Here is a 23,344-nt window from a genome sequence, read left to right as displayed (position 1 = left end):
CAGCCCGCATGCATATTTCACCATGCTGTTTGATTTTGGCCTTTAAAAGATATTTTAAGACTGCATAATTATTTCAGTATCCTCGATATCATGACAGCGGACTGAGCCCTTGTCGCTCCCGCCGAAGGATTGATGTTGGAGTTTGGATCTCCCTTTATCAGCCCCATCGACACAGCATACTTCATGCTCTCTTTTGCCCAGTCGGATATGAGATCTGCATCGGCACAGCCTGCCAGTGCATCCTGTGCAATCTGAGACTCCTCGATCATGCCCTTGGATTTCATGGCCTCTATTATTATCTTGACCATCTGCTCCCTTGTGACAACGTCAGACGGCGCGAACCTTCCGTTCGCATATCCGTTTATTATTCCGTTTGACCATGCGGCCGCAACGCTTTCATGGTACCAGCTTCCCTGTTCTACATCCGAAAACGCTAAAGACTCCGCACCTTCGGCAGGCTTTATGTCAAGCGCCCTTACTACAAGCGATGCAAACTCGGCCCTTGTAACCGGCCCTTCGGGATCGAAAATTCCTTCGCTTTTTCCATTGACTATCCCCTTTGAAGCAAGTTCTTCCACGGTTTCTCTCGCCCAGTGGCCTTCCATGTCGGAGAATTTGTATGCCTTCTCTTCCTTCACGGCTTCTTCCACCGCTTTTTCGTCCTTTTGGCCTATCATTTCAGAATCTTCTGATGTTTTATCACCTGATCCTCCGCCTGACCCCGACGAGCCATTATCCTCTTCATAGTATTTTTCGGCAATCTCTTCGACCTCGCTGAAATCGTTAGTCTCCATGGCCACTATAACCTTGTCTATGTCCGATGAAGACATGTCCTTCATGACGTCCATCTCGGAAAGGATTTCGTCAAAGTCGTATCCCTTGTCTTCAAGCTTTTTCCTCGTTTCGCTGTCTGTAACCATCCTTACGGCTTTTTTGAGGCCGTCAACATCCGGATCGTCGCCTTCCATGTACTCCTTGAATATCTCTATTCCGAGCTCTTTTTTCTCCTGGTTTTCAGTATCCCCTATTTTTTTCAGCAGATAGCTAAAGTCAACGTCTGACGATGCAAACGATGTCGATCCCATTCCTACAAGCGCGGCCACAAGAGCCACTGAAACAATCTTTCTTATTTTCATAAATCCACCTCTTTATTAGTTTTTGATTTTATTTTCTTTTGAACAGCCTTGCAATCAGACCCTTTTTTTGATGCTCCACTATTTCAAAAGGGACAATTTCCTCGTCTTTTAGTATTCTTTGAGGGTTTGATATGAATATCTCGTTCGCGATGTCCTCCCCGGCAAGCTCTTTTGCCTTTTCATAGGCGCCGCTCATCTTGGGAGTCCTGACTCTGGAGTCGTGGGCGTCGCTTGCGACAAAGTGAATCATCCTGTTTTTGACCGCATGTTCGCAAAAATCAAATACAGGTGTCCCCCTTTTGCCCAAAAGGGATCTTGAATTTACCTGGAGCAAAAATCCAGCCTCTATCATCCTCTTCGCCATGCCCATATCTCCCAGCACCTGGGCATACCTTTCCACATGGGCCACTATGGGGACATATCCCCTTATGCTGAATTCGTATGCGACCTCCGCGATGTCTTCGGGGACTTTGTCGGGACGAAATTCTACAAGCACGTATCTGCTGCCCGCCAGAGTGTAAAAGCCCCCCTCGTCCAAAGCCTTCATCAGCCCTTCATTGAAGTAAAGCTCGTTTCCAACCTGGACCCTTACCCCTATCCCCAGATTTCCAAGCACCGCATTGAACTCGGATGCGATCTCAAGGAGCCTTTTCCCCGTGACATAGTCGGCCTCGGTATGGTAATGGGATGTGTTTATTATGTGCCTTATCCCGTCTGCATATGCGATTTTGGCCATCTCCACGGATTCTTCAAGACTTTTCGACCCGTCGTCAACTCCCGGGAGTATGTGGCAGTGCATATCAATCATTTCCGGCCACCTTCAAATTGGGCTCATTGGGCTGAATCGCCGCTTCGGGGCTGCCCTTTCTCTTTTTGACCCTTTTCTTTTCGTCGTCGGAGTAGTAGCGGTAGTAGTATGAATAGTACGAGCTTCTCCCTTCCACATCCAGCTGGTTCAGCACCACTCCGAGCATGTTGGCTCCGACTTTTTCAAGAGACGCCTTCGAGCTTTTTGCAAGCTCTATTTCGACATTTCCCGACGAGCAAACCAGTATAACCCCGTCTATATACGAAGACAGTATGGCCGCGTCCGTGACTACTGCAACGGGAGGCGCGTCTATGAACATGTAGTCGTAGTCCTGTTTTATTTCTCCAAGGAGTTTTTTCATGCTCTTTGAGGCGAGTATCTCAGACGGATTTGAAGGTATCCTTCCCGCCGTTATTATGTCGAGCCCCCTTATTTCGGTGTTTTTGACATATCTTTTGTAGTCGCTGTGCGTAAGGAGTATGTCTGTCATTCCTCCTATGTTTGAAACTTCAAAAATCTTATGTATTCTGGGCTTTCTGAGGTCGCAGTCCACAATGGCAACTTTTTTGCCCATGTTCGCCATTGTTATGGCAAGGTTCGATATGGTTGTGGTCTTTCCCTCCCCCTGCTTTGAACTTGTGACCATTATGCTTTTGATGTCCTTGTCTATGTTTGCAAATTCTATGTTTGTCCTAAGGCTCCTGTACGCTTCCGAAACCGGGGATTTCGGTTTCCTGTGCACTATAAGCTCTTTTAGTCTTTTCATTTTCGGCCTCCTACTTTTCTATCTGCTCGAATACGGGAATCATTCCTATAACCTGCATTTCCATATGTCTTTCGACATCCTCGGGAGTCTTTATGGTATTGTCCAAAAATTCTATCAAAAATGCCAGCCCCAGCCCCATCATCAATCCCAGCACGGCTGCTATTGCAACGTTCATGAGTTTTCTCGGCTTCACCGGATCCGCAGGAGTTTCAGCCCTGTCTATCATCTGGACGTTGTCCACATTCATTATTCTCGACACCTCTTCCATGAAAACCTGTGCGGTGGTGTCGGCGATTTTGACAGCAAGTGCCGGGCTGCTGTCAGATACTGTTATTCTCATTATCTCCGTATCCTTTACAGGGGTTATGCTTATCTTGTTTGCAATCTGCGTAGTGCTTATGTCGAGATTAAGCTTTTTTATGACTTTTCCCATCACTACCTTCGACTTTGCTATCTCCCCGTATGTGTTTACAAGCTTTTGGCTGAGCATTACGTCCTGGTAGTCTATACCCCTGTCCACGTCATCTTTGGCCTTGTTTACCATTAGCGTCGTGCTCGTCTCATATACGGGAGTCAATGCGAAAAAGCTCACTGCGGCGCTTATGCCAGTCGCCAGCAACGTTATAAGCGCTATCATTCCTATTCTTTTTCTTATGAGTCCTAAAATTTCCCTTATGTCTATAGTTTCTTCCACTTCCAAGTCCTGCACCATCCTTCGCTTTTTATATTTTTACGCCGTGTTTTAAGTTTTAATCAAATTCTAGTTTTGTTTCAAATTTTAAAAAGGTATTTTGTATCATCTTTTTGACAGCAGGTGTTTTTTTTCGACATTTGCCCATAACGCAGAAATTCCTTCCCGACGTATTTTATTACTACGTCGGGAAGGAATTTCTGCAACTTTATATTCACAATTATGTACATGTTCAAATGTATTTTTCATTTTTTTAATAATATTTACATTTAATTACTCATTTTTTTCACGGTCCTTATTATTTTGCCATATATCCCTATATTTTTCAAGACTTAAGCACATTAATGCTCAATTTATGACATGTTTTTATAAAAATATGTCGAATCGTCATGTCTTTTATTCATAAATATGTGAATTTTGGGATTAATGTGTAAAAAAATCTTTTTTTACATTAATAAGCCCGGCCTTTCGGCCGGGCTCAAAGTCATTTTCCAATATGGATTTCGTGCTTGTTCCAATCTCTATATGTCCTTGTAGAAAATCCTGTATATTACAGCTGCAGCTTCTCCTCTTGTCGTATAGCCCTGAGGGTTGAACAGTCCTTTTGTATCGCCTTCCATAAGGCCTGTTCCCACGCTTTTTTCCACTCCTGTGTCTGCCCATGCCGGAATCAAATCGCCGTCTTTAAACTCTGGAACATCCACATAGTTTTCTTTGGCCTTTACAGCCCTTGCCGCCATGAGCGCCATTTCAGCCCTCGATATGGTTTTGTCAGGCCTGAACGTTCCATCGTCATATCCCTTTATGAAACCATTTGCATGTGCGGTCTCTATGCATTCCTTCGCCCAGTGGCTGCCTATGTCGCTAAAGTCTGCTCCTTCCGCCTGCCTGCAATCTGTCGCCATAACCATCATCCTGGCGAATTCAGCTCTTGTTACAAGTCCGTCAGGATTGAACGATCCGCCGCTGTATCCGCTGAGCACTCCCTTGCATCCCAGCGAGTCTACATATTGATGGCTCCAGTGGTCTTGAACGTCCGCAAAGTGAAGGTCCCTTTGGATAAGGGCGTACGTTCCTGCTCTTGATACGTGGGCCACAAGCTTTCCTCCCACTATCTTGCTTCCCACTATCTCCATAGCCTGCTCATTTGAGTCGTCACAGCATACGCTTACGAGAACCGCCCTTTTGGGGTCTATTCCCGTGTGAGAAAGGTCTATCTCTATGTCCATCTCCTTTTCAAAATTGCTCATCATGTCCTCGTGCCCGCCGGCATGCACGCAGCACAGGTTAAGTGTTATGGCCTGTTTTATTTGAGGCATGTTTTCGTTTTGCTGGAGCGTCCTTGCAATGCTGTCCGCCAGCTTCGCAGTGTCCTCCTCTTTGTCGACTTCCATTCTCATTACTGTCGAGTCCCTGTCCACGTTTTCAACAGGCATTATTATTTCAACGTTGTTCCCCTTGAACCTGAGGCTCACATCGCTTTCAAGAGCAGCCTCCAGCGCACCTACAGGTATTCCTATTTCGGTATGTCCGTTTTCTACGCTTCCGAGGTCCACAAACAGTTCTCCCTGACTCTGCAGATCTCCCTGCTGCTCCTGGGCCGCCATTGTGTCAATCACCCTTGCAACCTCGTCTTCGAGTTGTTCCTCGTCAACATTCACTTTGAGGGTTTCGCTGCTTGTGTCCTTTTGAACTACAAAGCCTACGTTGTTTTGTACATGGGCTGAATCTTCATCCTCCCATTTCGTTATTATGCCTTCTTCCTCTTTGTCCTCGGCTACTGCTCCGTGGTCCCCGCCCGAAGACCCTCCGCCTATTATCTCGACAATCTGAAGCTTTGCCGCTATGTCCTTTGCATCCAGGGCGTCGCCGTTGTCGTTTATCTTCTGGTTGAACACGTCTATGAACGCCTGTATGGCTTCTTCATGATCTAAATCCAGCACAAGCGGATCGTCCACGTCCTGCTTTAGCGCCCTGTTTGCGCTTTCGAGGAAATTGTCCGGAAGCACTATCTCAAATCTGCCGCTGCCTTTGTAGTATTTGGAGCATATGTCCCCCTGCCCGAATGTCTCTGTGAGTATGTCCCTTACAAGCTTTCCTCCTTCCGCAGTCCCTCCGTAGCGGGCGAAGTCCCCTTCTTTGACTTCGCCCGGAAGCGATTCAAAAAGGTATTCGCTTATCTCTATGCATTTTTTCCTGGCCTCGTTTGAGCTGTCGTCGTCTTTTCCTATGTCCACGCCGACCCAGAAGAAGCTGTCTCCGTCATATCCGTCCCTGTAGTCTCCCCCGGGATCCATTATCTGGCTTATGGCCAGGAACACCTCTTCCATGGGGGCAACATTCGATCCGCTTATGAAGCCGTTTTCCTCCAAAACCTCTTTTCCCGAAGACGAAATGTCTGAAACCGCATCCCGTATCTCGCTGGTGTAATCGTCCGATATGGCGTTTGCTATTATCCTGAAGAATTTCGCCCTGTCTGAATCCGAAAGGCTTGCGCTTGCGTCGAATATATAGTTGCTGTCATATGCGTATGCACCGTACTCCGAAAGCGGAGTGAGAATCGTCATTACAAGAAGTAGAAATACGGCAGTCAGCTTTTCTTTCATTTGATTGCCCCCCCTTTAATTTTTGTATTGAATTTCATTTTTTCGCCCGTAGTTAATGCACCTGTATATAACCGCAGCAGCTTCGGCCTTTTCCATGCTTTTAAATTCAGCTTCATACAAGGACACCTCCCTTTTGCTTTTTGTGTCTTTTGAAAAACCTCCTCAGTCCCCCTTTTTTTTGCCCGATTATTTCAAAAGGATCTATATCTTCGTTTTTCAGGAGCTTTTCAGGGTTTGCCAAGAATATTTCCCTGGCAATTTCCTCTCCCGTTATGGCTTTGACCTTTTCATACGCCGCGGCAAGACTCGGAGTCCTAATGCTCCTGTCATGGGCGTCGCTTGCCACGAAGTGGACCATATTTCTTTCGAGGGCCTCCCTGCAAAAGCTCTCGACCCTGCCCCCCGTCCCAAGCGTTATGGGCCTTGAATTCATCTGTATCAGAAATCCCGAATCTATAAGCTTTGCCACAACTTCTATGTCATCTACCACCTGGATGTATCTTTCTATGTGGGCTATTATGGGCCTGTATCCCCTTATAATGAATTCATACGCCACGTCCTCAATGTCGGGGGGGATTTTGTCCGGACGAAATTCGACAAGCACGTAGTCGCTTTTCGCCAGCGTGTAAAAACCTCCGCTGTCCAGATTCTTCATTAGCCCTTCATTCCAGTAAAGCTCATTTCCAACGTGCACCCTGACTCCCACCCCCTCCTTTTCGAGTGCTTCGTTTACCATTTTTGCAGTCTTCAAAAGCTCGAGTCCCGTCACATCGTCAGATTCGCTGTGAAAATGCGATGTGTTTATTATCTCCCTTATTCCATCTGCATATGCTATTTTCGCCATCTCTATGGTTTCATGAATGCTAATTGATCCATCGTCCACTTCGGGAAGTATATGGCAGTGCATATCAATCATTTCCCGACGCCGCCTTCAGCCCTGACTGGGCTTGTTTTTTTTTTCGCTTTTTCCTTTTTCTCTTTTCGTTTGAATCTTCGCAGTATCCGTAATAAGATGGAGAATAATAGTAGTAACCCGACTTCTTGTCATGCACATCTATATTGTTTATCACGCTTCCGATTACATACGCCCCTGCGTTTTCAAGGGCTTGAAGGGTGTTTCTAACCATGTCCACCTCCACGCGGCCGCATGCACAAACCAGCACGACCCCGTCCGCCATTCCAGACAGTATGACGGCGTCCGCAACGGCGGCAACGGGCGGCGAATCTATGAAAACATAGTCGTAGTCGTTTCTCACCTCTTCAAGAATCTGTTTCATGCTGTTTGAACTTAGCATTTCTGAAGGGTTCGGCGGAGTCTGCCCCGACGTTATTATGTCGAGATTTTCCACTTCGGTCTTTTTGACGCATCCCTTATAGCTGCAGTGGCTCAGAAGTATTTCCGTCACCCCCCCTATTTTGGTGTGTCCGAAAATTTTGTGGACTCTGGGCCTTCTAAGATCCCCATCCACAATCACAACCTTTTTGCCCATGTTGGCCATTGTCACCGCCAGGTTTGCGACAGTCGTAGACTTGCCCTCCGCCTGCTTGGAACTGGTTATTAGTATCAGCTTCTTGTCATTGTCCACGTTCGCAAATTCTATGTTGGTCCTGAGGCTCCTGTAAGCCTCCGATATTGGCGACTTCGGCTTTTGATAAACTATAAGCTCATTTAGCAGATTCATATTGCCCTCCTATTTTTCTATTTGTTCAAACACCGGAATCATTCCTATAACCTGTATCCCCAGATTTTTTTCGACGTCTTCAGGCGTTTTTATTGTGTTGTCCAGATACTCGATCATAAAAGTTATGAAAAGCCCGAGCATTACTCCCAAAACTCCAGCTATCGCCACGTTCATGTTTTTATTCGGCTTTACAGGCCCTGCAGGCACTTCAGCCCTGTCTATTATCTGGATGTTTTCAACATTCATTATCCTCGAGACCTCTTCCATGAACACGTCGGCAGTGATGTCCGCAATGCTCACGGCAAGCGCAGGGTCATTGTCCGAAACTGTTATTCTCATTATTTCAGTGTCCTTCACAGGAGTGACGCTGACCTTGCCCATGAGCTGTCCTGTGCTCATTTTAAGATTCAACTTTCCCGCCACCTTGCTCATTACCACCTTCGACTTGGCTATCTCCCCGTATGTGTTGACAAGTTTTTGGCTGAGCATGACATCCTGATAGTCTATTATCTTGTCTATGTCGTCTTTAGCCTTGTTCACCATCAGGGTCGTGCTCGTCTGATATACCGGCTCCAGCACTAAAAAGCTGACCGCAGCGCTGACAGCCATGAAAAACGCCGATATCCCGATTATCATCCAAATCCTCTTTCTCACCATCTCGAAGTATTCCCTGATATCAATAGTCTCTTCCAAATCGCCACACCTTCCTTATTAATTATTTTTAGCGCAATACATTTTTTCTCTTTTTTTCAATGTTTTTACATCAGATTCGTAAAGTCCCGCCGCAAAGCCTTTGCAGGGGGGTTCGCCAGCATATTCCAATGTTTTACTTTTCTGTACAGCATTTGATATTATGCAGCTTTTTTCGACATCCCCCTAAAACGCAAACATTCCCTGCCAAAAGGGGCCTGAGCCTCTCCTTTGGCAGGGAATGCAAATATAATTCACTTGATGTTCAATTTTGTATTATTTATGCTATATTATAGCAGAAATGTAGGTCTTTTGTCACATCCATTATTTGTAATATGTTTCAGCCATCCCACAATTTCCGCTGTATTCCAACGTTTTGAGTTCCATATTGACTGTATAAATTTTTATTTTCTGTCTTTAGTTGTAATATACTATGTTCTCCCTGTAGTCCCTCTGAAGGTCCCTCTGGAGGAATTCGAGGAATCTGACTATCATGACGCTGGCCTGAGACCTTGTCATTACGGCATTCGGATTGAACCTTCCCTGCTCGTCGCCCTGAACTAGCCCTATCTCCCTGGCCATGTATATGCTGGCCTTTCCCCATGACGGTATCTGCCTGTCATCTGAAAAGCCGCTGTAGTATCCCGGGGTAGGAGCCTTGTTTTCAAACCCAAGCGCCCTTATCAGTATCGTGACTGCCTGGGCTCTTGTAAGGGGGCTGTCGGGATAGAACTTTCCGCTTTGCTCCCCCTTTATTATTCCCTTTTGGTAGGCGTCCTTTATATACGCGTAGTCCTCGTCCTTCACGTCTATGTCCGTAAACACCGCTTCTTCGGCAGGCTGCCTTCTCGACCTAGAGCTGCTCTTTTTGCCGTCTTCCATTTCAGGCCTTATGTTGCAGGCCTTCATCACTCCCTTTATGAACTCCATCCTTGTTATAGGAACGTCCGGGCTGAAGAAGTCCCCGCTCTCCTCCAAAACGTCGAGGGAATATAGCTTTTCTATGTCCGACTGCGCCCAGTGGCCTGAAAGGTCCCTGAATTTAGGGACTATCAGCCTTTCTATTTTAGGAGACATCTCCCTTGAAATCTCTATGCTTCCCGTGTCGCTTCCTCCGTCCGGAGCGGTCTTTTCGCCGTCCCCCTGGTCTATCCCAACGCTCTCGTCGTCCATGTCAGGGAGGCTGTAGCTGTATCTCGATGTGACTTCCCTGTTTGTAACCCTCATATGGCCTCCGTTGAAGCTTGAAAATCCAGCCTCGTTCGCGGAGTATCTGAGGGATTTCGACGTGCTGTCCGAAACCGTCGCCCTTGCAGTTCCGCTCCAGTCGACATTTTCGTCGTCCGCCCCGTCTTCTCCGGCTATGGTCCTTTTGTAGTCTATCTTGTAGTCTATTATGTTTGTTCCGGTAGCTCCCCAGAAGTTTTCATATCCCACGTCCCCGCCTGATATGTCCACTGTCACGCTGCCTTCCGTCTTGTTTATCTTGTAGTATTTTCTGCCCTTGAAGTTCCCGGAAAGAAAATCCGACGCCGCCCTGTTGTCTATTATGTCAGACTTTGAAAACTGGAAGTCCTCAAGCTCGTATTTGTCTTCGCCGACTTCTATTTTTTCGCTGTAGCTTCCTATCACGGCGTCCCCTATCGTCTGCCCCTTGTCATCACGCTTTGTGTACTGGGTGTCTATGCTTATGGACCTTGAAAGCTTGGCGTCTATTGACCTGTCCTTGGGCTCTAGCTTGAACTTGTAGGAAAGCTTTCCGGATTCGTCCTTCTTGCTTTCCGATATCGTTATCTCCCCCACGAATCTTATGGGCTTTCCCGTTATGAAAAGCACTTCCTCGTACTCATATTCGTTGTTTACTCCGCCTGAAAACCCCGGCGGAACTGCAAATGCGCTCTGGGTGACGAGCATGCATGCAAGAGACATGCTAATTAGCGCTGAAAAAATTTTCTTCATCGAATCACCTTTCCACTTTTTTTGTCGGTTTACGGCCTTATGTAAACGACCCTGGCAAAAGCTCCATCCCTTACAATGTAAAGGTTGTCGCCCGGAAGAATATCCCCTGGCTCTATACTTTTCGAGCCCTTTATTATGAGGGCGTCCTCTAATATTATGTTAACAGAATTATTCTTTGGCATCCACTTTTCTTTTTTTGCGCTGTAGTCGCTCGCATCCCTCATTTCCACCATCCAGCCAGTCTTCGAGCTTTCATATACAGAGTCCGCAAGCCCCGATGTTGTTCTTATCGCTCCGAGCGAGTCCATTTCATCCTTTATTGAAATGAATGATATCCTGTCCCCGTCCCCGTATATGTACGCATGTTTTCCCTTGGCCTTTCCAGGGGCGTATTTTCCGGAAGAGAAGTCCTCAACGCTTATCACCTCTTCTTCGTCCACATCGTATATGAACGTGTCCTCGTCGTAGTAAAAAGCCATGTTTTCCATGGCCGCCCAGTCGTGGTTTTGGAGCACATAAAGGTTTTCCGTCTCTACTGAGTAGGGAAGAACCATTCCAAGCCTTGCGCTGTATATATAGCTTGCGTTAAGCCCTGAAGGCGCGTTTCCTTCTCCCGCCACCATCACCACATTGGCGCTCTCGCCGGCATACGACGAATCCGCCACTATGAGGGCTGTCTGGCCCTGCGATATCGTGGAATCCTCGACAAGCCTTCCGCCCTTGACCACTATGCTTCCCTGCGTTATGTTTATGTTCGTCTTGTTTGAAAGCTCCACCTGTGAGCTGTAGGGGCTCTTCTCGTCTATCCTCTCGGAATACAGCCTTTCGAACCTGTCCTTTAGAACCATCTTCTCCACCGAGTCCGATCCGAAAAAGTCCTTTACCGCAAGATATGCCGTCTTTCCCCTGTAGTATTTCAGGTTTTCAGGACTTACGGAGCTTCCCGAAATGTATATCTTCGAGTCCGGAGAAAGCTTCATGTTGGAAGAATATGCATCCTCCCAGCTCCCGTTTTTGAGCATCTTGAGCCCTTCGAATGAAAGAGAGTCGTCATACCTGTCCGAGATGGCCAGCTGGCCCTTGTATATGCCCTTTAGCAGAACCGACCTGCCCTGGACCTGAATCCTGCCGGCGGTCATCGTGTCGTACGTGTCGAAATAGAGCTTTACCCTGTCTCCTTCGCCTATCTCTTCACGTCTTATGCTTATTCCGCCCCTTGTCACTATGCAGGCCGGGCTGATGCTGTATATCTCCCTGTTTCCAAGAAGGTCCATTATCTCAAGCCTGTCACGGTCTATCATTGTGACCTGCCCGCTTCTCCATCTGCTTCCTGCGTCTATCTGCCCGAAGCTTTCGGTGGAGTATCCGTCCATGTAGGTTATGGTGTCCCTTTTGTATTCAATGTAGACCTCCATTCCCCTTTTGAACTCCGAAAGATTGTAGACGGTTTCCATGTCCATCGAAAGCTGGGTCTTCCCGTCCGTGAAGAGCGTGTGGACGTCCCCGTCGTAGTCCTCAAGAGTCACAGTGTTCCCGAATATGCTGACTATGAATCCTTCAAGGCTTCCCGCAGGCGCCTTCGCCGCGGCAAATCCTTCAACAGGATAGGCCAGCATGCAAACCGCCATTATCAGCACGGCAGCTGATGAGATAAATCTTCTAAAACCCTTTGAATCCGCCATTTCCAAAGCACCTCCTTATAAAAAATTGTATATGGTTCAATATGTTTTTCCTTGTTGTCTTTGTGCGAGCCTGTGGAAAATCCCAAGCAAAAGTGATTGCCGGTTATTCCGCCCTCGCGGGCCGATTCAAATGAAATGCAAATGCCTTTCCACAGTGCGAGCAATAATGCACTGCCTTTTATGCTTTTGAACTAGCGCCTCGCTCCTACAACCATGTACCTTCCCATCTTGTAAACAATGGCTGAAGCCGATGACGAGTAGCCCGAAGACGCGTCGCTTATCTTTCTCCACGTTCCCGAATACGAGTCGTAAGAGGCTATATATGCGCTTTCCATCCTCCTCATGGCATACTTTGCGCTGTCATAGTCCATTGTCAGGCTTATAGGGCCGCTTGCATTGTATATCTGGCTTTGAGAGCCTGCGCTGTACACTAGCGCCTCCATGACGTACTCATTTGAAAGCGACGTCTGCCCGAAGCCCGCACCCTCGCTTGACGGGCTTATGGTGAACTTCACCCCTGCGCCGTCCTCGTCCACTGCGCTCTGGCTGAATGCACTGGGGTTGAACTGGAGCGCGAAATCCCTTCCTATGACCTCTATGTCGGCAGCCCTCGAAGAGTTTGCAACCTCGAGCGGTATGCTTATCACTGCCCTTTTCGCCGACGAAAGCTTTGTGGATGTGAGGTCTATAACGGTCTTGTCCCTGTAGCTGTCCTTTCCTATAACGACCTGAACCGAGTCTCCCATGAGGCTTATGGTTGTTTTTTCGGCAAGCTCTCCGTCCTTGTCCTCGTATCCCGCGTCGCTTCCGGTTGTGACCTCGTTGGTCTCAGTTGAAGGGTTTGACGTCGAAATGTTTCCAACGGCCCTTATCTTGAACCTGTAGTCCGTGTTTTCCTCTAAGTCCTGGTATATGAAGCTCGTCTCGCCCGTGGTCGCCGCAAAATTGTACGAGCCTCCGTCTTCCGAAACGTATATCTCGTACTCTGTCGCCCCGTCGACTTCATCCCAGGTTATTCTTATATACCTGTCGTATATTATCTCGGCCTTTGCGTTTTCAGGCGCATCTATTTCCTCGAGGCCGTATGTTATTCCACTGTATATCTCGCTTGAACCCTTGTCGGAGTTTACGACTATCAGGCCGCCTTCTCCAAGCCTTCCTTCAGGAGTTGTGACCTTGAGGGTCTCGCCGTCAATGTACTCGACCTTTGCGGCCTCCGCAGAGTCCTTGAACTTGTATCCCTTCGTCCCTATGTAGAGGTCCGCCTGGGCATCGTCTTCAAGCTCTTCGAGCACAGGCATGAAGTATACCGCCGAGCCCTCCTCGAATCCCGATCCCTTTACGAGTATCACCTCGCCGCCGTCTATGTTTATGTTTCTCTTTTTCTCGTTTTGCTTTTCAAAGTCTAAGACATTGGTAACTATGGGGCTGCTTATATATGTGAACCCGTCGCTCAAAACCCCAAGCTCTCCGTCGGTGTTTTCAACCTTTACATCCACAGTCCCCGAGGCTCCCGCAGGAGTTATGACCTTCAGCGTCTTGTAGTCCACGAGGGTTATGTCCTGCTGCCTTACCGCGTTCTCGCCAAAGAACACGCTTATTCCGGCCCTGAAGTCGCTACCCTTTATCACGACCTCTTCGCCTCCTATGCTTGAGCCCTTTGAAGGGTTGACGCTTTCAACCTTCGGAGCCGTCTCTCCGCTTATGAACATGATGTATATGGCCTCAGGCTTTGAGTCTTCGGAAGAAGCGCTCGCACCGTCTTCATTCATCACTATCACCTTGAGGAGTTTTCCCACCTCTTCTTCGCTGACAGAAGGCATTGTGAATGTTATCTTCGAAGGAAGGGTGTAGTCTATGTCCGACGGCGCTATGCCGACTACATTGCCTATCTGCACTCCTGCACTCTCCCTGAAGTCGCTTCCTGTTATGGTTATGGTGTTTCCGCCCTTGTATGTCACTTTTACAAGCTTTATCATCTTCTGGTTTGCCCCGAAGTCGTAAAGAGTCCTTTCGGGCGGCCTTGAATCCTTTTCGATGCTGATTATCTCGGGACTGCTGTCCGGATTCTTGTACTCGTACTTTCCTATGACTTCCCCTTTGTCAGGGTTTATGACCCTGAGGCTTACCTCTCCTATGGTGTGGTATGAAGCCGCCTTCGCCTCTATGTGGTTCGAGTCCACAATCTGGGCCCAAGGCGAGAAGCCCTTGTCCACGATAAGCCTCTTGTCTGTAACCTCGACGCTCATCATCTCATACGCGCTGTACGGGATTCCATGCTCGTCTTCCATCAGCCAAAGCGGGATGTAGACCTTGTCGTCTGTATATTCAAGCTCCACCGAGAAAGTCTTTTCGTCTATTGAAGACGAAATGCTCAGCCTGTCCGCCTTTCCGTCATACTCTATCCTGAGTCCGCCCGCAAGCTCGACAGTGGTTCTCGAGCTGTCTATCCTTCCCGAGTTTTGCTGGTCTCTCGGGATGTCCCTGTTGGACACGTCACCGAACCTTATGACAGGCATTTTCTTGTCCGCTTTTGAAATCTCGCCTGCCTCGTTTTCTTCGTATACGCTTATAGTGCTGCTTGAAAACCCGCTTCCGAATATCTCAATGTCGTTTTTTCCCGATTTGGGACCCTTCGCCGGTATTATCTGGTCTATGGCCGGCTTTGAAGAGCTGTATTTGTATGTCGCCTTGTTTGATATTCCAGAGTCGTTGTTCACAACGTAAACATCGACATTCCCTGGAGTTCCAAGCGGAGCCGTAATCTTTATGTATCCGGCTGAAAGCTCGCTTATTTCGGCCTGCTTCTTGCCGAAAAACACCTTTGGAAGCACAGGATTTATCAGGCTGTCATACTCGCCTTCAAGATTTTCACGGAGAAACTGAATGTCTCTTCCAGAAAAATCGTCAGGTCCGAGAGTTCCGTCGTCCACCTGCTTTGTCCAGTCAGTCTTGTTTACCTTGTGTCCGTTGAGGTCAAGGTACGGCTCTCCGGGGTTCCACGCCCCGTCACCGTTCGAGTCCGTGTACGGCTCGAAGAATCTGAAGTCGCTTCCGGTTATCTCTACGATGTTCCCCCCGGCTGCGCTTCCTTCTCCCGGAACCATTTTTGTTATCTTTGGATGCGAAGTTGGAACCACGTATGTGAATCCTTCTTCTACGCCGTCAGTTCCTCCGTCCGGGTTTGTAACAACCACCGGAACTGTCAGCCTTCCTACCCCGTATTTTTGCTGCAGGTCGAATCCAAGAGGGGGAACCACAGCGTCTATTGAAAATCCGTCAGTCGACACGGTTATATTGTCCGATTCGACTTCCACTCCGTTTATGAAGACCCTTGTCTTTTCCTCTCCGTTGTCGACAAAGCACTCCCTTCCGTCTTTCGAGTCGGCGCTTATGGTTATGCTGTATCCGCCTTCAACGGAGCCTTCCTTTGGATATATCAGGGTTATGTTGGGGTCCGAATACGGCTGCTTGTAGTAGTAGAATCCGCTTTGGCCCTCTTTTGAATCCTTTTTGGTGTCCGGGTTTTGGACTGTAAGGTCGTAATAGCCTTCCGCCTCCAGCACCGGAACCCAGAAGTAAAGCTCGTCTATTCCCTTTACCTTCACCTTGTCTCCGTCTATTATCATCGTACCCGAATCGACTGTAAACGGAGTCATGAGCTTGAGCTTGTATTCGGCTCCAGATTCGCTGCCGACAAGGTCCATCTCAAGGTAGTCGCTCCTGTCGTTTGCGCCTTCCGGATCTGTGGTTATGGAAACCACATATTCCTGACCAGACTCCCTTCTCGCCTTTATTGAATCAGCCGATTTGAATATTGTGAATCTTTCTGTTCCGTTCGAAAGCTGAACGTCGCCTTTCGAGTCGAAATCTATTGTAAAATACCTGCCCGTGCCTGTGTCCTTCATCACAACGCTGTGGTAGTAGTCCTCAAGCTTCAGCTTCTGCGTGTCCTGGGCTATTCTCACAAGTTTTCCTGTTTCATCTTCGTTTTGCCCTCCTGGAGCCACATAACCCTTTAGGACTATGTTCTTTGTAACGGGGTCCCTGTTGTAGCTGTTTATGTCCTTTCCTCCAAGAAGCACCCTTGTTCCAACGAGCTTGAGTATGTCAGACTCGCCCGCCGTAGGGTCCGGCTTTACGAAGTTGTCACCCTTTACGACCACGAGGGTTCCCGACGATCCCTTTTTGGGCGAAAAGCTGACTATCTTGGGGTCCGTATAGGTCTTTACATACCTGAACTCAGCTATCGCAATACCGCCTTCAGGATTGACAACCTGTATCTGTGTAAGTCCTTCCCTGCCCTTTGGAGCCTTGAAAGTAATCTTTCTTCCGTCCTGCTGCCTCGTAATTCCGGCAACTTCTTTTCCGTCTATTATAACTACGGCTCCTACCTGGAAGTTGGAACCTTCTATTACAACCTCTTCTCCTCCTTCAGTTGTCACTGTGTTTGGAGTTACGCTTTCTATAACCGGCATCTTCGATACGTCAGGGCTTACAAATTCAACCGCATACTGCAGCGAACCCGACCTGCCCTCTATGACGTCGTTTTTCACGGGGTTTATTATCTTTATGAAAGTCTTTCCGAGGTTTTGAACCTTGGTTCCCTTCGGTATTATCGTAAGTATCTTGGAGCCCAGCTGGCTTGAACTGCTTCCATCAAGCTCTCTGTCCGAGCTGTCGAAAATCTTTAGGAAAAGTTCTGGATTTGACTCGTCAAGGTTGTTGTTCTTGTTGAGCCTGACATCCGCTCCAAGCTCCACTATCGGATACCTTACCTCTTCCACGCCCTCCGAGTCTGTGTATTTGTATATCAGTATGCTTGAGCCGTAAACGGCAACCATCGTATCCTGGTTTATCTCGTATGATCCGTCTGCGGCCTTTTCAACATAAATCTTTTGAGGCGTTATGCTCGAGACATTAGGAGTCACCTTGCTCGGCTCGTACGTATACCCCTTTTCAAGCTCAGCCCTTTCCTTTATTATCACCTTTTCCCCGCCTTCAAGGGTTATTGTGGTAACAGTCTCCACAACAACGTCCTTTACAGGGTCGGTCTCCGCGTCTGTGACCTGGGGAGTTATTATGGTGAGCTTGTCAAGCTGGGGCTCGAAAGAATACTCGTATGAGCTCCCGTCCTCTTTTTTGGCGAATTTGGCCACCCCTCCGACAAGAACCTTTATTGTCCTTTTGGCGCTTGTAACATTCTGCTCCTTGTACTTCCCTGCGGAGTACTCGACTGTCATCTCCTCGTCTATTCCCGAAGGCTCCTTGACAGTTATATTATTGTTCACCGGCCTGAATTCACTTATGTTTAGCGATCCGAAGAACACACCCGATACCTCGACCCTAGCTCCAGAGTCCGGTCCCTTGTCCGGCTGAAGCGGAGCAAGTATCTTCATCTTCTGGCTGGCGTCTATTATTGTGAACTTCTCCGAAAGCACGTACTGCTTGTTTATTGACTTTTCCGGGTCGGCCCCTGTTGGAATCTTGTTGGTTATAACGACATAGTACTCGCCGTTTTCTATATATCCAAGCTTGTAGTTTGGAACCTTGACGGTAAGCGTCTGCTTTTCGTCGACATCCGGCTTGAATACCGGGTCTGTACACTTGTTGTAGTCCGTGAACTTGTCGGTGAGGTCCTTTATAAGGAACACGTCGTAATCGTCAAGCCCGCTGTCGGCTGTGAATATTATGTCGTCTTTGACCTGGCCCCTGTTGGGGTTCATGTTGAGGCCGCTCATTGTTATCCCGTCTATAAGCCTGAACTGGTCGTTGTATGTGTTTTGTATTGTCACTTCGACAGTCTTGGTCCCGCTGTCGTTATTGAAGTTGACATCTTTGGAGTACTGCTTCTTGAATATGATGTTTTGGAGGCCCAGAGTTCCGTTTATGCTTCCCGTGGAAAGCGATCCCTCGCTGTTTGAAGTAACCGGAAGGCTCTTTTGCCCTGAAGATCCCGAGTTGTCCTCGAAATACGCTCCGTATGACACTCCTTCATCAACGGTTCCCACCCTGTCGAGGTTGGCACCTTGTATCGATATCCCTTCCTGGCCCGCCTTGACCACCCTTTTGTCTATCTTGGACATTGTAGGTATGTTGGCCTGGTCTATGGATATGTCGGCCGAACCGACTGTTATGGTCTCTCCCACGACATTGCCGTCTATTGTGAATTCCACGGCGCTCGACGTGTTTATTTCCGGATTCGAGTACGTCCTAAGACCCTGAGACGTCTCGGCCACTATGGATATGTCCTTAAGGTTTGAACCCTTCAGGGCTATCTTAGTGTGGGTCACGTCGTAAAGTCCGCTTCCGTATATCTTTGTCACTATTACCTTGTTTACATAGTAGCTCTCCTCGTCATACGCGTATATTCCCGCTATTTCATCCCACGGCAGCACTCCAAGCACCATGGATATCGAGAGAATGGCCGCAACGAGCCTTTTGAACAGGGCATTGCATGATCTTCTGTCATTTTTGTCGTACACGTCTTCACCGCCTCATGATTTTATCGTCAACGCTTATATCGCGCTCTAGTTCTTCTCCACTACCACGAATACTCCTGGGCTTTCGCTCATGACCTTCGCAACCGACTCGGACTCGTCGATGTAGACGTCAATCTCCTCGTATATTCCCCTTGTCCTGAAGTCGTACCTCAGCACTATAAGGTCCCTTCCATACGATGCCGTGTAAGGGATTGCCAGGTCGGCCCCGCCTATCCCGGCGTTTTCGCATTTGACCTGGAAAAACTCCGATTTCGGCGTGAGCATGAGTATCTTTTTCCTTACGATGTCCCTTGCAGCCGGGTCGGCCTCTCCTATTGAAATGCTTGTGGGCATGTCGTCAGAATCCTCCAAAAGCCTAAGCCCGTATATTTTCACAGACCTCGAATCGTCGTATTCAAGCTCAAGCTCGCCTATTCCTTCGCCCTCGTCGGCGTCAAGCTCCAGCCTCACGGACCTTGGGTCCAAAAGAAGCTCGGATACCTTTAGCTTTAGCCTCTTGTCGTCCGAATAGCTCGGCTTTAGCCTTATTATCCCCTGGCTTGAAAGCACGCTTTGGACTATGTCTCCCTTGGAGTCCTCCTCCACGACCCTCTCCTGGGAGCCCACCTGAAGGTCGGTCTGCTTTACCACTGTGAATCCCGAGTATATCGTGAATTCGTGGTTGGAATCGTTCACTATCCGAACGTCGTAAACGCCCGGGTCGAGCCTTCCCGAACCGTGCGGAAGGTAGACCTTCATCTGGGTTCCGTCCTGTGAAATCTCAACGCGCTGCGCCTCTTCATCACCGAAGTACACCCTTGCGTCCTGTCCGAAGTTTCCGCTTATGAGCATGTGCTGGTCGTCGTCATAGTCCTGCGGCGCGCTTCCTATCATGACCTTTCCTATCACGGGCTCGCCCTGAGACCTTGCACTCCACGATATCTGCTCGTTGAATTCGTCCTCGTCGGCGCTTATTCCAGAAGGGTTGTTCGTGATGACCCCTTCTTTGAGTGTGAATTCGTACTCCGTGTCCGAAAGCATTCCTCTTACCGGGATGTACAGCGTAGCAGTCTTTTTCTCATCGTCCTTTATAAGGAGGTATTTTTCTATCTCCTTCTGCCTGTCGTATTCCCCCATGTCCTTTATTTTTTGTATGAAGCTTATGTCCACAAGGTTTGTAGAGCTTCCCTTTGACTTTACGCTGCTGAGCATTAGCGCTGAAAGCCCTATGTCCGAATTCACCCACACCTTGTCCATGGACTCGTCGAATACAACCCTTGCAAAGCTCAGCCCCTGTGTCTTTTCGTCTTTTATCGGGTGTGAAAGGCCCTTCTCGTCAAATCCGTCTTCAAGCGGGTATTTCTCCTTTACATAAGGCCTGTTTGTAACCGAAAGCTCAAGTGCGTCGTCTGCGCTGGAGCAGTCCTTTCCGTCCTTGAACCTGAGCTGCACTCCATAAAGCCCGGTGTACCTTCCCCTGTCGGAGAGTATCTCGTCTCGCACGCTTCCCCTTATGGCCACTTCGAGCCTGTTCACGCTCTTGAAGTATATGTCCTCCTGGGATATCGTGAACTTTGTGCTCTCATCGTCCTTCTTGGAAATGAGCACCGAGTCAACGGCCTCGTAGAAGTTGTACCCTTCTATATAGAACTTCGCCTCCCCCGCAGCTATGTCGAGGAAGTTTATCTTGGAAGGCTGCAATTCGTATATCCCAACCTCTCCATTTCTGTCTCCTGCAATTGCAAATTCTATCTGGAGCTCTTTGACATCCTCCCCGCAGGCCGATACGAATGTGCCCCTTGGCACCGTGAGCATGTAAGATGTTCCGCTTCTGAGCTTCTTGTCGGGGTATATCGAAATCTTTGTCTTCTGGTTTGACCCGGATCCCTCGTATTCAACGCTTATGTGCTCTGCGTATACGTCGGTCTGGCTTATTTCCATCTCCACCCATGCAGCCAGCTCTCCGCCGGATGTTATTACGTTTATTCTCGCGTTCCCCTCCGAAAGAGCCCTTATCCTGCCGTCCTCAGTCACGGAGGCCGTCTGAGGCGTCTGGCTTTCAAACCTAGTTCCAGAGCCCGCTATAACGTCGTCAAGCTCTATTTGCATCTGCTGGCCTGCAAGCATAGTGTCTATGTTTTGGCCTTCGTAGAGTATCTTCGACTTTAGAGGGTAGTATCCGCTTCTCAGCTGAACATTTTCGAGAGCCATAGACCTTAAAGTGTCCTTTGCAAAGCCCTCTCCCTTTACGTTTATTATCTGTGACTCGCTTTGGTTCAAATAAGCCTTGGAATCTATGTACAGAACTATAGGATTGTCATCCCCTCCCTCGTAAGGAAGGTACGCCGGAACTCCGTGGAGCTTGTACTGGTCCGTATACGGGGCGCTTTCCCCCTTTTCTATGGAGCTTGCCGATATTTTCGAAAGGTCCCAGTCTGCGGAATACGAATCGCTTTTCGCCCCGGTCCATATGTACTCGCTTATGTTTTCCTTCATGTTGTATCCGTTTTCATCCTCTACATACTCTTTGGATATGAATATCTTGTATCTCGAAAACGGGTCAAGGGCAGGCCTTTTGCCAGACAGAGCCTTGGGTGTTACCTTTATTGCGTTTTGCGTCCCCGCGGCCTCTCCAATCTCGACCGACTCAAGCGGGATCTCCTCCATGAGCTCATCCACAAACACCATTCCGTAGTCTTCCATATACTCATACTCGAACCTTATGTCTGAAAGCACTCCTTCGCTGTCGTAGTCCTTTTCAGATGCCTTTGGAATCTTGTAGAGCTTTACCGCCTTTTCAAGCTTTTCAGGGTCGAATTTCTTGTCCCATGAAACAGGCCTGTCCATCATTACGTATATGGAGCCGTCGGGCCTGAGGCCGCTTTCAGGATTTGTTATGTCGTCATTTGCGGATATTCCAGATGTGTACGCGCTGACGTGGGGGCTTTCCCCATCGCTTCCGGTTATGAATGAAATCTCGGTCATTTCATTGTATATCGGGTAGTCCCTGAACCTTACAGTGTCGGGGTCTATCGCAAGCTTGTAAAGAGTGTTTCTCCTGAGCCTGTGCTGGGTCTCCCCCTCGTCGTTCACGTCTATTATAAGCTTGTATTTTTTGTTTTTCTCGTCGTTTTCTATCCTTATGTCCTCGTATCCAAGCGATATCTTTTCAGACCCGTCTTCAGTAAGTCTTATGCTGCCGAGCTTTTTAAACTCTTCGACAAACTCCACAGGGTATTTGAAGTCTATCTCTATAGTCGGCTCCACGTGGACCCCTTCCTGGTCGTTTTGGGGATATGAGGACTCCACCATGTCGCCCGTTGAAAAGTCAAGCTCCGTCCACTCGGAGTAGTTTCCGGGAGACGTGTTGTATATCTTCTTGCCCGCTTCGCTCCCCTTGAAGTAAACGGTCCTGTTTTTAAGCTCCACTGTGTAGTTTGCAAAGTCCTTCAGCTTGCCGACCTTGGGCTCTATGACAAGTGTCCTTCCCAGTATGTACACGTTGAAGTTTTCTGCCGAGTCGCTCTGGTCGTAGCTCGGCGGTATGTTGTACGAAGGTATGTACGGGCTTATTGGAGTCGTTGCTATGCGGATGAAGTCTGATGCGTTTTGGAGCTTACCGTCGACCACCATGGTGCCTTCCGCAAACTCAACGTCATACGGGAATTCAAATGCCACAAGGCCGCCTTCAGACGCCACCTTCTTGTCGTCGTCCTTGGGCCATGAGGCCTTTATGGTCGGGCTTATCCTCTCCTCGTCAGTGTCCGTTATGAAAGATTGGGACACGGCCCTGCAGGGTATGTCCCCCGACTTTGTCACAAACGTGCCTTCCGGTATGTACAGCGTGTAGAGGGCGAATTTCTGCAACTTGTACGCGCTTTCAGAGCCCACCGCGGTTTCCCTGAGCTTTATTTTGAACCTGCCTCCGAGCTCGCTGTCCTTTTGGATTTCGAACTTGTATGTCTCGTCAGCTCCGTTTGCGTATATCCTTATTCCAGATGACGAGCCGCTCCTGCTCTCCTCGAAATTATCGCCTATTTCCAGCGCCATCTCCCTCATCGCGCGGCTTACTCCCGCCTCGGCGTCGTTTATTATACCGTCATCTCCGTCCTGCCCCGTAAGCTTTATGCTCATTTGCGAGGTCTGGGACTGGGCGTATACTGCTGAACCTTCCAGGTCTGCCATATAGTACGGCATAAGGCTTCCCATAGGGGACAGTGCAATGGCCCCTGCAAGCACCATTGAAACCGCCGCATTTGCGGCTCTGTTTGAAATAATGCCGCCCCATCTTTTGTGGCTGTTTGAACATGCTATGTCCCTGGTTTCAATTTTTGATCTATCTGATTCATGTCTCTTATTGTTCATTTGGCATGTCCGCAAATCATTTTGCGGACCCTCCCCCCTTCAGCATCTATATTAAATGCGCTACATATATTTTATCGGAAAAACCGACTTTTTTCTTTACTTTTAATGGAACTGTAACATAAAAATATTCCTGCAAAGTGAAACCCGGGACAAAAACTCCCAAAAACCGCCAAATTTCAAAATAGAAGTATCCGTCAAATACAACCCACATGGACTCCAAAAGTAAGAAATGAGATAATACACCAAAGATATTAAATCGGAGGTGTTTTTATGAAAATAGATGAAAGTAGAGAAATTTGGACTAGCCGCGTAAGCGACTTCAAGTCAAGCAATCTCACTCAAAAAGCCTGGTGCGAAAAAAATGACATCAAGGTCAGTACTCTAAGATATTGGATCAGGAAGATTCGCAGTGCAGCATCCACTCCGGAGGAGGATTTCGGATTTTGCGGATTTGAATTTGCAAGCGTTTGTGTTTCT

Annotated in this window: 13 protein-coding genes; 1 reads left to right on the top strand and 12 read right to left on the bottom strand. The window is 48.2% G+C overall.

The features are described 5' to 3' along the window. Positions 1-68: 68 nt before the first annotated feature. From BUQ87_RS12630 to BUQ87_RS12575, 12 genes are all read right to left on the bottom strand, one after another. Complete coding sequence (locus tag BUQ87_RS12630; protein WP_038266567.1) at positions 69-1,136, bottom strand: S-layer homology domain-containing protein; 1,068 nt, start codon at positions 1,134-1,136, stop codon at positions 69-71. Positions 1,137-1,164: 28 nt separating this feature from the next. Further along, a complete protein-coding gene (locus BUQ87_RS12625; RefSeq protein WP_038266569.1) occupies positions 1,165-1,944 on the bottom strand; it encodes a tyrosine-protein phosphatase in 780 nt (259 codons plus the stop codon). Beyond that, positions 1,937-2,710, bottom strand: a complete 774-nt coding sequence (locus BUQ87_RS12620) for a CpsD/CapB family tyrosine-protein kinase (RefSeq protein ID WP_074210114.1) — start codon at positions 2,708-2,710, stop codon at positions 1,937-1,939. Before BUQ87_RS12620 ends, BUQ87_RS12625 begins: the two co-directional genes overlap by 8 nt. A 10-nt stretch (positions 2,711-2,720) precedes the next feature. After that, positions 2,721-3,404 carry a YveK family protein gene (locus BUQ87_RS12615; protein WP_242943844.1) on the bottom strand — a complete coding sequence of 228 codons (684 nt, stop codon included), beginning with the start codon at positions 3,402-3,404 and terminating at the stop codon, positions 2,721-2,723. 518 nt (positions 3,405-3,922) lie between these two features. Beyond that, positions 3,923-6,007, bottom strand: a complete 2,085-nt coding sequence (locus BUQ87_RS12610) for an S-layer homology domain-containing protein (RefSeq protein ID WP_038266572.1) — start codon at positions 6,005-6,007, stop codon at positions 3,923-3,925. Between the two features lie 112 nt (positions 6,008-6,119). Beyond that, entirely contained in the window at positions 6,120-6,923 is an 804-nt protein-coding gene (locus BUQ87_RS12605) for a tyrosine-protein phosphatase (RefSeq protein WP_052636226.1), read from the bottom strand. Next, positions 6,916-7,689 (bottom strand): CpsD/CapB family tyrosine-protein kinase, encoded by a 774-nt coding sequence (locus BUQ87_RS12600; RefSeq protein ID WP_038266574.1) that lies wholly within the window; start codon positions 7,687-7,689, stop codon positions 6,916-6,918. The genes BUQ87_RS12605 and BUQ87_RS12600 overlap by 8 nt, the downstream gene beginning before the upstream one ends. Before the next feature lie 9 nt (positions 7,690-7,698). Continuing rightward, positions 7,699-8,382: a YveK family protein gene (locus BUQ87_RS12595; RefSeq protein WP_038266578.1), complete on the bottom strand. Its 684-nt coding sequence runs from the start codon at positions 8,380-8,382 to the stop codon at positions 7,699-7,701. Positions 8,383-8,796: 414 nt separating this feature from the next. After that, positions 8,797-10,338, bottom strand: a complete 1,542-nt coding sequence (locus BUQ87_RS12590) for an S-layer homology domain-containing protein (protein WP_038266580.1) — start codon at positions 10,336-10,338, stop codon at positions 8,797-8,799. A 29-nt stretch (positions 10,339-10,367) separates the two neighbouring features. Beyond that, complete coding sequence (locus BUQ87_RS12585) at positions 10,368-12,020, bottom strand: hypothetical protein (protein ID WP_038266581.1); 1,653 nt, start codon at positions 12,018-12,020, stop codon at positions 10,368-10,370. 191 nt (positions 12,021-12,211) lie between these two features. Continuing rightward, positions 12,212-18,505: an IPT/TIG domain-containing protein gene (locus BUQ87_RS12580; protein ID WP_052636229.1), complete on the bottom strand. Its 6,294-nt coding sequence runs from the start codon at positions 18,503-18,505 to the stop codon at positions 12,212-12,214. A 45-nt stretch (positions 18,506-18,550) separates the two neighbouring features. Further along, positions 18,551-22,867 carry a hypothetical protein gene (locus tag BUQ87_RS12575; RefSeq protein WP_038266585.1) on the bottom strand — a complete coding sequence of 1,439 codons (4,317 nt, stop codon included), beginning with the start codon at positions 22,865-22,867 and terminating at the stop codon, positions 18,551-18,553. Positions 22,868-23,137: 270 nt separating this feature from the next. Here BUQ87_RS12575 and tnpA point away from each other — a divergent pair. After that, positions 23,138-23,344 (top strand): IS66 family insertion sequence element accessory protein TnpA (gene tnpA, locus BUQ87_RS12570; RefSeq protein ID WP_416389733.1); only part of this gene is annotated, 207 nt, incomplete at its 3' end.

It is taken from the genome of Peptoclostridium litorale DSM 5388, assembly GCF_900141635.1.
In the GTDB taxonomy this organism is placed as follows: domain Bacteria; phylum Bacillota; class Clostridia; order Peptostreptococcales; family Peptostreptococcaceae; genus Peptoclostridium; species Peptoclostridium litorale.
Note: the sequence above shows the minus strand (reverse complement) of the source record. Positions and strands in the feature narration are given on the sequence as shown.